This window comes from Rhodococcus sp. IC4_135, assembly GCF_011602025.1.
Lineage (GTDB): Bacteria > Actinomycetota > Actinomycetes > Mycobacteriales > Mycobacteriaceae > Rhodococcus_F > Rhodococcus_F baikonurensis.
Genome location: NZ_JAAOLG010000030.1, coordinates 39,645 through 52,513 on the forward strand (window position 1 = coordinate 39,645; position 12,869 = coordinate 52,513).

Annotated in this window: 14 protein-coding genes; 3 read left to right on the top strand and 11 right to left on the bottom strand. The window is 63.5% G+C overall.

The genetic code is table 11. The features are described from left to right. Positions 1 to 55 precede the first annotated feature (55 nt). Positions 56 to 1,228 (top strand): glycogen synthase, encoded by a 1,173-nt coding sequence (gene glgA, locus G8767_RS29820; protein ID WP_095972906.1) that lies wholly within the window; start codon positions 56 to 58, stop codon positions 1,226 to 1,228. Positions 1,229 to 1,234: 6 nt separating this feature from the next. On the opposite strand, the gene G8767_RS29825 is transcribed toward glgA, so the two are convergent. From G8767_RS29825 to dapE, 10 genes are all read right to left on the bottom strand, one after another. Further along, positions 1,235 to 2,074, bottom strand: coding sequence for a putative RNA methyltransferase (locus tag G8767_RS29825; protein ID WP_095972924.1), 840 nt, complete (start codon positions 2,072 to 2,074; stop codon positions 1,235 to 1,237). Positions 2,075 to 2,191: 117 nt separating this feature from the next. Continuing rightward, positions 2,192 to 2,359, bottom strand: coding sequence for a DUF3117 domain-containing protein (locus G8767_RS29830; RefSeq protein WP_003945169.1), 168 nt, complete (start codon positions 2,357 to 2,359; stop codon positions 2,192 to 2,194). 151 nt (positions 2,360 to 2,510) lie between these two features. After that, positions 2,511 to 3,080: a DNA-3-methyladenine glycosylase I gene (locus G8767_RS29835; protein WP_166813459.1), complete on the bottom strand. Its 570-nt coding sequence runs from the start codon at positions 3,078 to 3,080 to the stop codon at positions 2,511 to 2,513. After that, positions 3,080 to 3,457 carry a DivIVA domain-containing protein gene (locus G8767_RS29840; protein WP_124569919.1) on the bottom strand — a complete coding sequence of 126 codons (378 nt, stop codon included), beginning with the start codon at positions 3,455 to 3,457 and terminating at the stop codon, positions 3,080 to 3,082. Before G8767_RS29840 ends, G8767_RS29835 begins: the two co-directional genes overlap by 1 nt. Positions 3,458 to 3,489: 32 nt before the next feature. After that, entirely contained in the window at positions 3,490 to 4,431 is a 942-nt protein-coding gene (locus G8767_RS29845) for a glucosyl-3-phosphoglycerate synthase (protein ID WP_019749363.1), read from the bottom strand. Then, complete coding sequence (folP, locus tag G8767_RS29850; RefSeq protein WP_095972909.1) at positions 4,428 to 5,327, bottom strand: dihydropteroate synthase; 900 nt, start codon at positions 5,325 to 5,327, stop codon at positions 4,428 to 4,430. Before folP ends, G8767_RS29845 begins: the two co-directional genes overlap by 4 nt. Positions 5,328 to 5,357: 30 nt before the next feature. Further along, complete coding sequence (locus tag G8767_RS29855) at positions 5,358 to 7,130, bottom strand: long-chain-acyl-CoA synthetase (RefSeq protein ID WP_166813461.1); 1,773 nt, start codon at positions 7,128 to 7,130, stop codon at positions 5,358 to 5,360. 88 nt (positions 7,131 to 7,218) lie between these two features. After that, positions 7,219 to 7,776, bottom strand: coding sequence for a TIGR00730 family Rossman fold protein (locus tag G8767_RS29860; RefSeq protein WP_095972911.1), 558 nt, complete (start codon positions 7,774 to 7,776; stop codon positions 7,219 to 7,221). Next, on the bottom strand, positions 7,770 to 8,573 hold the full coding sequence (locus tag G8767_RS29865) for a TIGR00730 family Rossman fold protein (protein WP_003945176.1): 804 nt from the start codon (positions 8,571 to 8,573) through the stop codon (positions 7,770 to 7,772). The genes G8767_RS29860 and G8767_RS29865 overlap by 7 nt, the downstream gene beginning before the upstream one ends. 16 nt (positions 8,574 to 8,589) lie before the next feature. Then, positions 8,590 to 9,660, bottom strand: coding sequence for a succinyl-diaminopimelate desuccinylase (gene dapE, locus G8767_RS29870; RefSeq protein ID WP_172436710.1), 1,071 nt, complete (start codon positions 9,658 to 9,660; stop codon positions 8,590 to 8,592). Positions 9,661 to 9,709: 49 nt separating this feature from the next. Here dapE and dapD point away from each other — a divergent pair, with 49 nt between their 5' ends. After that, positions 9,710 to 10,663: a 2,3,4,5-tetrahydropyridine-2,6-dicarboxylate N-succinyltransferase gene (dapD, locus tag G8767_RS29875; RefSeq protein ID WP_019749368.1), complete on the top strand. Its 954-nt coding sequence runs from the start codon at positions 9,710 to 9,712 to the stop codon at positions 10,661 to 10,663. Then, complete coding sequence (locus tag G8767_RS29880; protein WP_073513025.1) at positions 10,663 to 12,045, top strand: amino acid permease; 1,383 nt, start codon at positions 10,663 to 10,665, stop codon at positions 12,043 to 12,045. The genes dapD and G8767_RS29880 overlap by 1 nt, the downstream gene beginning before the upstream one ends. Before the next feature lie 9 nt (positions 12,046 to 12,054). On the opposite strand, the gene G8767_RS29885 is transcribed toward G8767_RS29880, so the two are convergent. Further along, a complete protein-coding gene (locus G8767_RS29885; RefSeq protein ID WP_124569923.1) occupies positions 12,055 to 12,813 on the bottom strand; it encodes an ABC transporter permease in 759 nt (252 codons plus the stop codon). Positions 12,814 to 12,869: the final 56 nt, after the last annotated feature.

A 12,869-nucleotide genomic window follows, 5' to 3' on the forward strand; every position in this document is an offset into this window, starting at 1 on the left:
ACGGGGTTACGTTCGATCGGTAGCCGGATCGACCACGGGCGGTTAGGTTTAGCGCGTGCGAGTCGCGATGATGACCAAGGAATACCCGCCGGAGATCTACGGCGGCGCAGGAGTACACGTAACCGAGCTTGTCGCTCAGATGAAGCGGTTGTGCGAGGTCGACGTGCACTGCATGGGCGCCCCGCGCGAAGGCGCGATCGTCCACTCACCCGACCCCGCTCTCGCCGGATCCAACCCCGCCTTGACGACGCTCTCCACCGAGCTGCGGATGGCGGATGCCGCAGCCGGCGTCGACATCGTCCACTCCCACACCTGGTACACCGGACTGGCCGGGCATCTCGCCTCGGCGCTCTACGACGTACCGCACATCCTCACTGCCCACTCACTCGAGCCCAGACGCCCGTGGAAGGCCGAACAGCTAGGTGGTGGCTATCGGATCTCGTCGTGGTCCGAACGCAACGCCGTCGAGCACGCAGACGCGATCATCGCCGTCAGTTCCGGTATGCGACTCGACGTCCTCGACGCGTACCCCGCTGTCGATCCGAGTCGCGTGCACGTCGTACGCAACGGAATCGACACCGAGGTTTGGCATCCCGGTGGAGCGGCACCGGGAGCGCAGTCCGCACTCGCGTCGATCGGCGTCGACCCGACGAAACCCGTGGTGGCCTTTGTCGGACGGATCACGAGACAAAAGGGCGTCGGGCACCTCGTCGCAGCAGCACACCACTTCGATCCGGAGATTCAACTCGTGCTGTGCGCCGGTGCGCCCGATACACCGGAGATCGCCGCCGAGACCGAGAAGGCGGTGGCCGAACTCGCCAGGCACCGGGGCAATGTCTTCTGGGTGCGCGAAATGCTACCCACGGAGCAGATCAGGGAAATACTCTCGGCAGCAACGGTATTCGTCTGCCCTTCGGTCTACGAGCCCCTCGGGATCGTCAATCTCGAAGCCATGGCGTGCGAGACCGCCGTGGTCGCTTCCGATGTCGGCGGCATCCCCGAGGTGGTCGCCGACGGCGTGACCGGACGACTCGTGCACTACAACGCCTACGAGCCGAACGCATTCGAGGAGTCACTCGCGGCCACCGTCAATGCCGTTGTCGCCGACCGAGAAGGCGCAGACGCGATGGGTCGTGCAGGCAGAATCCGTGCGATCGACGAGTTCTCCTGGGCCGAAATAGCCAAGCAGACGCTCGAGGTCTACGCGGACGCCGTCACGAGACGCTGATCCGCATCAGATCTTGCGATAGGTCGAGACCGTCGCAGATGCGGTGACGGTGCTCGGCTGCGGCAGTTTCGCGACGGCGGCAGCCAGATCGGCGGGCGTCAGGTGTCTCGCCGACGGTCCCATCCCCACCAGGTCGAGAACATCCTGGTGCGAGAGCGACATCGTGAACTCGACCTCGTCGCTACTCACGCGCTCGAAATAGCCGGCCATCGACGATTCGAGACGTTCCACCTTGCGATCGTCGACCTTGACCATTGCGAGAATGTCGATCAGTTCACGCAGATGCCTGTCGGTGGGCGTCAAGACCACCAGGACGCCGTCATCGGCGAGAACTCGATGGGACTGCGGACCGTTGCGTGGTGCGAACACACAGAGCACGTGAGAGAGCGCTCCGTCCCGAATCGGCAGTGGTTGCCAGACGTCCGCGACGATCGAGCCGATCCTTTCGTGGACCTTCGCTGCTCGCCGTGCCGCAAATTTGGACACGTCCAAGGCTATCGCCCGAGAATCGGCAAGCGAATCCACGACGTGTGCGAGGTATTGTCCTGTGCCTGCACCGATTTCGACAATCCGCGCCGGTTCCGACCCTGCCGTCGTCACGCAGGCCCGCGAGACGGCATCCATCAGCGGACCGAAGTGGCCGGCGCCGAGCAACCGTGCACGCGCGGCGATCATCTCGGCACTGTCGCCGGTGAACTTCGTGGCACCGCCACTGATCAGGCTCACGTAGCCCTGGCGAGCGACGTCGAATCGATGTCCGCGGTCGCACTCGACGGCGCCGTCCACCAATTCCAACTCGGCAGCACACTGCGGGCAGGACAGGAGATCGATCACGGTGGCAAGCATTGATCCGTCCTTTCGGCTACCGGTGGTGCGCACACACTTCAGGCCCCGTACCGAATCGGATACGGAGCCTGCGTGCAATCACGTGCTGTTGTTCGTACTGCTACAACCTGGACCCGACTAGCTGGTGACGTTCGTGAGTTCCACACCGAGCGCTGCAGCTTCATCCGGGGTCAGCTCGACGACGAGGCGTCCGCCACCCTCGAGTGGAACCCGCATGACGATTCCTCGTCCCTCTTTGGTTGCTTCGAGGGGACCGTCCCCGGTCCGGGGCTTCATGGCCGCCATCCTCTGCTCCCTCCAGATCTGCGCTGCATTGCTCTGCGCCTCGACTAACGGTGCGCCCCGCCAACAATCAGCGAGGCTCGTACCCTCCATTGTTCCCTATGGATGCGGGAACCGGGAATCTGAGTCACATTTAGGGGTGTTCAGTCGACCGTCACACCTGCGCCGGAACCCAGCAATCAGCCACGTGATCATCGACCATTCCGGTAGCCTGCATGAGCGCATAAGCAGTGGTAGGACCCACAAACTTGAACCCGCGCCGCTTGAGTTCCTTGGCCATGGCAGTCGACTCGGGAGTGACCGCCGGAACCTCTGCAATTGATGTCAGTCTTCTGGTGCGTCGAGGCGGCGAGAACGACCAGAGTAACGAATCGAGGTCCAGATCGGGTGAATTCACGAGCACTCGGGCGTTGGAAATCGTCGCCTCGATCTTCGCGCGATTGCGGACGATCGCGGCATCGGAGAGCAGTCTCTCCACGTCCGCAACTCCGTACGCTGCGACCTTGTCCGGATCGAACCCGTCGAAGGCTTCGCGGAACGCCTCGCGTTTACGCAGAATCGTGATCCACGACAGTCCTGATTGGAATGCTTCGAGGGCGAGCCGCTCGAACAGTTCGTCGCGCCCGTGCAGCGGACGCCCCCACTCCTCGTCGTGATAGTCGCGGTACAGCGTGTCACCGGGCGTCTCGACCACCCAGCCGCACCGAACCAGTCCGTCTGTCATCAGCCCTGGGAATCCTTCGATTCGGATTCGGTCGCAGGTGCCTCCTGCGATGCTTCGGCCTTGGCCGGAGCATCCGCCTTCACCAGGACCTCAGACCGCTCGTCACGGCCCAGTTGTGCACGCAGAGAATCGATTTCCAACCCGAGGCGATGCAAGGCCCAATCCACTTCACTCGCCTTGTAGCCGCGCAGCACCTGCTGAAAACGCAGAGCGTCGACATCCGCACCGGTGACATCCTCTGCCGGGAGTACGGTCGCCGTCGTGCCAGGAGGCAGCGGCGGCAGCTCTTCCGAGCGCCCGAACACAGCACTGGCGGCGAGGAAGATCATCGCGCCGACCAGTGCCATGACAATCAGGTACAGGAGGATCGTCATCATGGACCGATACTCCCATACCCGAGTGTGAGCGGTCAGACCCCCGCGGTGCGCACTATCGAATTCATCGGGGGTCGATCGAGCAGCGATACCTCCGTGGTCTCGGGCACGAAAGAATCACCGTCGACCAGGAATTGGGTCAACCCCGCGCCCGAATCCTCGATCCCGCACCGCCTGAGCATCGTTCCGATGATCTGCCGACTCATCACGCCGAGATCGGCGAGCGGCCGGTTGCGATGCTTGCGCACACCGAGATTGACCTGACCGATCGCCGCCAGTCCCAACGTGTCGTACGTGTCGAGCAGCAAGCCGATCTCGACGCCGTAGCCGGGGGCGAACGGGACAGCCGAGAGCAACTCACGGGTGCCGGCGTATTCACCGCCGAGTGGTTGCAGTACGGACGTGAGTTCGGGCCGCAGCGCAGCCAACATGGGCCGCGCAACCAATTCCGTGACTCGTCCGCCGCCATTGGCGTCTTCCGTGCCGCTCACGCGCAGCGGGCGGCGGTAGTAACCCTTCACCAGATGGATGCCGTCCACCGTGAGCAACGGGCCCAGCAGTTTGGGCACGAACGCCGGATCGGGATTGATGAGGTCGGAATCGACGAATGCGATCAGATCGCCCGTCGTTGCGGCGACCGAACGCCAGAGCACCTCACCTTTGCCTGCGGTCGGCGGGATGGACGGAACTGCGCTCTCACGACTGATCACCGTCGCTCCGGCCGCGCGCGCACGCTCGGCAGTACGGTCGGTGGAACCGGAATCGAGAACGATCAATTCGTCGACCAAGCCCCCGAGCAAGGGATGAATGGTGTCGACCACCGCAGCAACGGTGTCTTCTTCGTTGAGCGCGGGCAACACCACCGAGACGGTTCGGCCGCCCTTCGCCCGTTCGAGTTCGGCGACCGTCCAACTCGGATGGTCCCAACTGTTGGCTTCTGCCCATACGCGGGTCGGGCCCGCACCGGTGATACTCATGCCAGACCTCGAACCGTACGTACCGGGGCGCGGCGTCCCTGGATCGCGGCCACCATGTCGACTACTCGACGGGTGGACGCCACCTCGTGAACACGGAACACCCGGGCGCCGCCCGCCGCGGCCATTGCTGTCGCTGCCAATGTTCCCTCCAACCTCTCGGAAAGCTCCACACCAAGAGTCTCCCCGATGAAGTCCTTATTACTCAGCGCCATCAGCACTGGCCACCCGGTGTTTACAAGAACGTCCACTTTCCGCAACAACTCGAGCCCGTGGAAGGTGTTCTTACCGAAATCGTGGGTGGGATCGATCAGAATCGCATCGCGCGGAACTCCGAGCGCCAAGGCGCGTTCTGCTGCCGACACCACCTCGGTGACCACATCTGCGACGACGTCGTCGTAGCGGACACGGTGGGGGCGCGTGCGCGGAACTGCGCCGCCGGTGTGCGAGCAGACGATTCCGGCACCCGTCTCGGCGGCGACCACGACGAGTTCGGGATCCGCACCAGCCCACGTGTCGTTGATCAGGTCGGCACCTTCGTCGCGTGCCAGCCGTGCGACGCCACTTCGCCAGGTGTCGACGCTGATGATCAACTCGGGGTACTTGGCTCTGATCGCGGCGACGAACGGAACGACTCGCCTGACCTCTTCGTCGGCGTCGACGAGGTCACCGGGCCCGGCTTTCACTCCCCCGATGTCCACCAGATCGGCGCCTTCGTCGACGGCCCGATCGACGGCAGCCATCGCTGCCGAGTCCGAGAACGTCGCGCCCTGGTCGTAGAAGGAATCGGGAGTGCGGTTGACGATCGCCATCACCAATGCACGGTCGACCGCGACCGGACGCCCACACAGGGTGGGCGCCGGGCCTGGCTGCGCGGTCGAACCGGAGAGTGAAGACATGCCACTCATACTGGCATGACGGAACTCGGTCTAGCCCTTGGGTACCGAGCCTGCCGCGACCTTTCCGACGTATTCGTCGTACGAGTCCACATAACCACCCTCGCGGCCTTCGAGAACGTGCAGAGTGTCGGCGCCGACGTCGTAACCTTCGTTGCGCAATTCCACCTTGCGCGACTTGAAAGTGCTGGTGTGTTCGAGTGAGTCGACGATGCGGATGAACAGCGGGACCGCGTAGTTGGGGAGCTTGCCGTAGAGGTGAGCCGCGACTTCGGTGCCCTCGAAACTCCCGCCGTCCCGCAGCTTGACCGCTGCCATGCCCGCGCGACCGTCGGTGCCCGGAATCTCGACGCCGTAGACAACTGCTTCCTCGACGGCCGGGTGCGAACTCAGCGCGCCCTCGACCTCCGTGGTGGCTACGTTCTCACCCTTCCACCGGAAGGTGTCACCGAGGCGGTCGACGAAGGCGACGTGGCCCCATCCCTGCTTGCGCACCAGGTCTCCGGTGTCGAACCAGGTGTCGTCGTCCTTGAATCCGCCACGTACCAGCTTGCTGTTGCTCGCCGCTTCGTCGGTGTAGCCGTCGAAAGGTGCTCGGTCGGTGACTTTGGACAGTAGGAGCCCGACCTGACCCGTGGAAACCTTGCGCAGTCGACCATCGGCTCCCCGCAACGCTTTTCCGGTGTTCTCGTCGAACTCCACCACGGCGTGCGGCAACGGGCAGATACCTGCTGTCTTGTCCACGTTGAGTGCGTTGACGAACGCGATGTTGCATTCGCTCGCACCGTAGAACTCGGCGACGCGGGGAATGCCGAACCGCGCAGTGAACTCGGCCCAGATCTCCGGGCGCAGACCGTTACCCACCATCAGCCGAACTGCGTTGTCGCTGTCGGTCGGCTTGGCCGGCTGGTTGAGCAGATAGCGGCACAGTTCACCGATGTAGGTGAATGCGGTCGCCTTGTTGAGTGCGATGTCGTCCCAGAACCGCGAGGCGGAGAACTGACGTCCGATCGCGATGGTCGCACCGGACGCGAGCACCGACGACAGCGATACCGTCAACGCGTTGTTGTGATAGAGCGGCAGGCAGCAGTACAGAGTGTCCGAGCCCCGCAAGCGCACGCCCATCAACCCGAGACCGGACATCGACTTCAACCAGCGGAAGTGAGTCATCAAGCTCGCCTTGGGCATTCCGGTGGTGCCCGAGGTGAAGATGTAGAACGCCTTCTCCTCCGCCAGCACCTCGGCGGTGACCGCCGGGTTGGCCGGATCAGCCGTCTTCGCCAGATCGGAGAGTTCGCTGACAAGAAGTTGATCGGGCCCGGTAAATCCGGCGGGCAACGATTCGAGGGCTTCCTCGCACTCGTCGGCGACCACCAGGACGCGAGCGTCGAGCAGCGTAAGGCTGTGTGCCAGAACGTCGTCGCGCTGGTTGTAGTTCAGCATTCCTGCCGCGGCACCGAGCTTGACGGCAGCGAGTGCAACCAACAGGGCTTCAGGAGTGTTCTTTGCCAGAACGCCGACGACGTCTCCGCGGTCGACGCCTCGGCCACGAAGAACATCCGCGTAGCGATTGACCAGTTCGTTGGCCTCCGCGTAACTGGTCGCGTGGCCCTCGAACCGGATGAACGGGCGCGACGGGTGCGCGTGCGCGGCCTTCTGGAAGATCAACCCGATCGATTCCTTGGCCGAAGGCTTGCGTGTGAGCCCGGCGGCCCCCCGCGCCAGGATCGGCACCTCGGTGATCATCGACGGCAGTTTTGCCGCCAGATCCAGCAGGCCGACGGTCGAACGGGCTTCCGAACTCATGGCTCCCCTAACACGTATCCGGCGCCCATTCGGCCGCCCAGTCTGCGGCCACCTTACTGCACGGTAATAAAGCCCGCCATGCCCCAGGTCAGCCTTTCACGCACGCGTCGAGCGCGGCCTCCACATCCGTTCTCACCAGCAGGGTGTCCAGCGCCTGACGCCCGACGAAGCCGGTCCCGTCGAGCTTGTTCAACCACTCGAGCAGGCCGGTGAAGTGTCCGACGGGATCGAGCATCACCACCGGCTTCTCGTGCATCCCCAGGTAACCCGCGGTCCACGTCTCGAACAGCTCCTCCAGCGTCCCGATCCCGCCGGGCAGCGTGATGAACGCGTCGGCGTGATCTTCCATCAGCTTCTTGCGCTCGCGCATGGTGTCAGTGACGATCAGCTCGTCGGCATCGACGTCGGCAACTTCCTTGTGTACCAAGGCCTTCGGAATGACGCCGACGGTCCAAGCGCCCGCCGCGCGAGCGGACTCGGCGACAGCGCCCATCATCGAGACATTGCCGCCGCCCGAGACCAACTGCCATCCGCGTCGACCGATCGCGGTGCCCACCTCCGACGCCAACGCCAGGAACGATTCGTCCACCGGACCTGACGCGCAGTAGACGCAGATCGAGTACTTCTTGTCGGAATCGGTCACCATTCTTCTTCTTTCCCCAGATCTGCGGCCTCGTCGACGCCCTTGTCGGCGTTGAGGACGATTCGTACTGCTTCTTCCACGCTGTCGGTGACGTGCAGCAAGTTCACGTCGCCTTCGGAAATCTTGCCGTCACGCTCGAGGGTGCCGCGAATCCAGTCGACGAGTCCGGACCAGTACTCGGTACCGAACAGGACGATCGGGAAGCGCGTGACCTTGTGGGTCTGCACCAGAGTCAGTGCCTCGAACAGCTCGTCGAGTGTGCCGAAGCCGCCCGGCAGGCAGATGAATGCCTGGGAGTACTTCACGAACATCGTCTTGCGTGCGAAGAAGTAACGGAAGTTGATTCCGAGATCCACCCACTCGTTGAGTCCCTGCTCGAACGGCAGCTCGATGCCGAGGCCGATCGAGTATCCACCGGCCTCGCTGCAACCGCGGTTGGCAGCCTCCATGACTCCTGGTCCACCGCCGGTGATGACGGCGTACCCGGCTTCGGCCAACGCGGTTCCCAGCTCACGGCCGGATTGGTACTCGGGATGATCGACCGTGGTGCGTGCCGAACCGAACACCGTCACCGCACGCGGAACCTCGGCGAGCGCGCCGAAACCTTCGATGAATTCGCTCTGGATACGCAACACACGCCACGGATCGGTGTGGACCCAGTCCGTGGGTCCGCGCTTGTCGAGCAAGCGCTGATCGGTCGTGGTCTTCTCGTCCTTGCGCTTGCGGCGAAGCTGTACGGGCCCGCGGTGCTTGATCGACGAGCTCTGCTTCTTCGAAGCCGAATTCTTCTCTGGTGCCATGCGGCAAGGCTAACGGTCAGGCCGACAGATATTTCCTCAGCACGGCCGCGACGTCGGTGATCTGTTGCACCGGAACATGCTCGTCGCGCTTGTGCGCGAGGTTCGGATCCCCTGGTCCGTAGTTCACCGCGGGAATGCCGAGTGCCGAGAATCTGGACACATCGGTCCACCCGTACTTCGCGCGGAACTGACCACCTGCCGCCTCGATCAAGGCGGCAGCAGACGGGTTCGCCAAACCGGGGAGTGCGCCGGGCGAGGAGTCGGTGACCTCGAATCCGAGGCCCAGGCCGTCGAACACTTCGCGCACGTGCGCCTCGGCTTGCGCCTCGTTGCGATCGGGCGCGAATCGGAAGTTGACGTCCATCTCGGCTTCGTCCGGGACAACGTTTCCGGCGACACCGCCGGATATCCGCACCGCCGACAAACCCTCGCGGTAACCACAACCGTCGATGTCGACCGAACGCGGCTGGTACGCCGACAACCGCTCCAACGCTCCGCCGAACTTGTGAATGGCGTTGTCCCCCAGCCAGGACCTGGCCGAATGAGCGCGTGTTCCCGAAGCCGTCAACCGAACCCGCATCGTGCCCTGGCACCCGGCCTCGATGAAACCGGCCGTCGGCTCACCGAGAATTGCGACGTCGGCGGTGAGCCATTCCGGGATCTCGCGTTCGATCCGACCGAGGCCGTTGAACGTCGCGGCGATCTCTTCGCAGTCGTAGAAGACGAGAGTCAGATCGTGAGCCAAGTTCTCGATGGTGGCCGCCAGGTGCAGGAACACCGCATCGCCTGACTTCATGTCCACGGTCCCGCAGCCGTGCAGGATGTCGCCGTCGCGTCGCGAAGGAACGTTGTCGGCGATCGGCACCGTGTCCAGATGTCCGGCGAGCATGACGCGGCTCGGCAGCCCACGCGACGTACGCGCCAACACGGCGTTGCCGTTTCGGATGATCTCGAAGCCCGAAGTCTGCTCACGCAGCGCATCCTCGACGGCCTGCGCGATGACGGATTCGTCGTGCGAGACGCTGGGGATGTCGACCAGGGCGGCCGTCAAGTCGATGGGGTCCGAAGCAAGATCGAGGATGCTCACACACACCAGCCTAGGCCGGTGCACCCACCACCCAGTAATCTCTAGTCCCGTGAGCGCACAGGGAGCAACAGCAGTAGGTATCGCCAACGTGACCGCGGACGGAACCGTCCTCGACACCTGGTTCCCGGCACCGGAGCTGGGAACATTCGACAAGACCGGTACCGAGAACGTCGAGGGAACAGACATTCCTTCCGATCTTGCACTGCTGGCAGGCACCGACGACGCTCGCGAGGTCTCGCAGGTCGTCGTCCGCACCACCATCGCCGATCTCTCCAAGGCGCCCGTCGACGCACATGACGTCTACCTGCGCCTCCATCTGCTCTCGCACCGCCTCGTCGCGCCCCACGGCGTTAACCTCGACGGTCAGTTCGGCCTGCTCAGCAACGTCGTGTGGACCAACTTCGGTCCGTGCGCCGTCGAAGGCTTCGAGCAGGTTCGCTCGCGTCTGCGCATCCGCGGAGTCGTCACCGTGTTCAGCGTCGACAAGTTCCCGCGCATGGTCGACTACGTCGTGCCGTCCGGAGTTCGCATCGGTGACGCGGACCGAGTCCGTCTCGGTGCACACCTCGCCAGCGGAACAACCGTCATGCACGAAGGCTTCGTCAACTTCAACGCCGGCACCCTCGGCAACTCGATGGTCGAAGGCCGCATCTCCGCGGGCGTCGTCGTCGACGACGGATCCGATGTGGGCGGCGGCGCCTCGATCATGGGCACCCTCTCCGGCGGCGGCAAGGAAACCATCTCCCTCGGCAAGCGCTGCCTCCTCGGCGCCAACGCCGGCCTCGGCATTTCACTCGGCGACGACTGCGTCCTCGAAGCGGGCCTCTACGTCACCGCGGGCACCAAGGTCACCGGCCCGGACGGCACCGTCGTCAAGGCCAAGGAACTCAGCGGCAAGTCGAACCTTCTCTTCCGTCGTAACTCGGTCTCTGGTGCCGTCGAGGTCGTGCCGTGGAAGGGCACCGGCGTCGAACTGAACGCTGCTTTGCACGCCAACGACTGATGAGCAGCACCGACGTCTCCGACGGAACAACCACTGCTCTCGGCCACGGTCTCAAGGTCCGACATCTGACGATGATGGGCCTGGGCTCGGCCATCGGCGCCGGCCTGTTCCTCGGAACCGGCGTCGGTATCGCCAAGGCCGGCCCGGCCGTCCTTATCTCCTACATCCTTGCGGGCGCCGTCGTGGTGTTCGTGATGCGCATGCTCGGCGAAATGGGCGCAGCGATTCCGGCCAGCGGTTCCTTCTCGCACTACGCGCGCCTGGGGATCGGCGAGTGGGCCGGCTTCGTGATGGGCTGGCTCTACTGGTTCATGCTGATCATGGTGCTGGGCGCCGAGATCACCGGGGCCTCGGCGATCGTGAACGACTGGGTGCCGTCGATCCCGCAATGGGTCGTCGCCCTGGTCTTCGTGGTGTTCTTCGCCGTGGTGAACCTGGCGAAGGTCAGCAATTTCGGCGAGTTCGAGTTCTGGTTCGCCGCAATCAAAGTCACCGTCATCATCGCCTTCCTCGTCATCGGCGTCCTGCTGGTGTTCGGCATCCTCCCCGATACCGATCCGGTCGGTACGAGCAATCTGTTCGGGCAGGGCGGCTTCATGCCCAATGGGTTGTCCGGCATCGCCGCAGGGCTTCTCGTCGTGGCGTTCGCTTTCGGTGGGATCGAGATCGTCACGATCGCCGCCGCTGAATCCGAGAATCCGGAACGCTCCATCGCCGTCGCTGTCCGAAGCGTCGTGTGGCGCATCAGTGTCTTCTACATCGGCGCCATCTCGATCATGGTTCTGGTGCTGCCCTGGAACGATCCCGAACTCGAGAGCGGACCGTTCGTGGCCGTCTTGAACAAGGCGAACATTCCGGGCGTTGCCGGGTTCATGGAACTCGTCGTCGTGGTGGCCTTGCTTTCCGCGTTCAACGCCAACATCTACGGCACCTCACGGATGGCGTTCTCACTGTCGCGCCGCGGCGACGGACCCGCTTTCATGGCGAAACTGTCGAGCACCGGAGTTCCGACCAATGCCGTTCTGCTGTCGGTGTTCTTCGGCTTCGTCAGCGTCCTGCTCAACTGGCTGCTCCCCGACGACCTGCTCGGCATCCTGCTCAACGCAGTCGGCGCTGCGCTGCTGGTCATCTGGATCTTCATCGTCGTCTCGCATCTGCGACTGCGTAAACAACTCGAAGCGTCGGGCAAGCTGACAGTTCGTATGTGGCTGTTCCCGTACCTGAGCTACGCGACACTCGCGATGCTCGGCGTCTTCGTCGTCCTCATGCTCTTCGACGCCGATGCCCGTGCACAGTTGATCTCGACCACAGTGTTGTTCCTCGTGATCGCGGCATTGGGTTTCCTGAACGCTCGCTGGCGTAAGCAGAATCAGCCCGCGTGATCTTCGCGCCTATGCATCTCGTCGGTTCACGACGAGGATGCTGAGACCGAAGACGACGAGCACGAAGAGGGCGAAGTAGATCAGGCTGCCCCAGGGTCCCCAGTGGAAGTCGACGCTACCGCCGGAACCGAGAAAGTTATTGGCGTTCATGAACGGCAGGAACGGCATGATCTTCTCGCCGATACTGCCGAACAGGTTGAACAGATTCTCGATGAGCAAGGGCCACAACAGTAGTAGCGCGATCGCACCGGCGGACTGCCGCAGCAACGCTCCCACTCCTACAGCTAGAACTACGCAGCAGAACGCGTAGATCGGCGTTCCGTAGACGATCCGCCAGTTCTCGTCGCCGGACAGAGTGAGGAATCTTCCCGCGTCACCTGACGTCGCCTTCGTGAGAGCGAAGGCGCCGAACGACAATACGAGAGTCAGTACAGCTCCGAACCCGCCGATGAGACCTGCTTTGGCGATCAGAACCGAGGCACGGTTCGGAACTGCCTGGAATGTGGTTCGGATTGTCCCGAAGCGATACTCGCTGGTGATCGCGAGGGCAGCCATGATCATCAGAACCAACACACCGAAGCCGGTGACTCCACTGAGCGCCCCCGACACGGTCGGCATCATTACACCGTCCGGTCTGTTGAGCGACGACTTGGCGCTCAGTCCGAAAACTGTGGCGAGCCCCAACCCGAGCACGATAATGATGACCGTGCACCACAGCGGGGACTTGGTCGTGGTGATCTTGATACGTTCAGCACTGAGAACAGCCATTACAGTGCACCTCCCATAGCCTGCTGTGTGTTTGCGTGGTGGGCTCCGGCACCCGG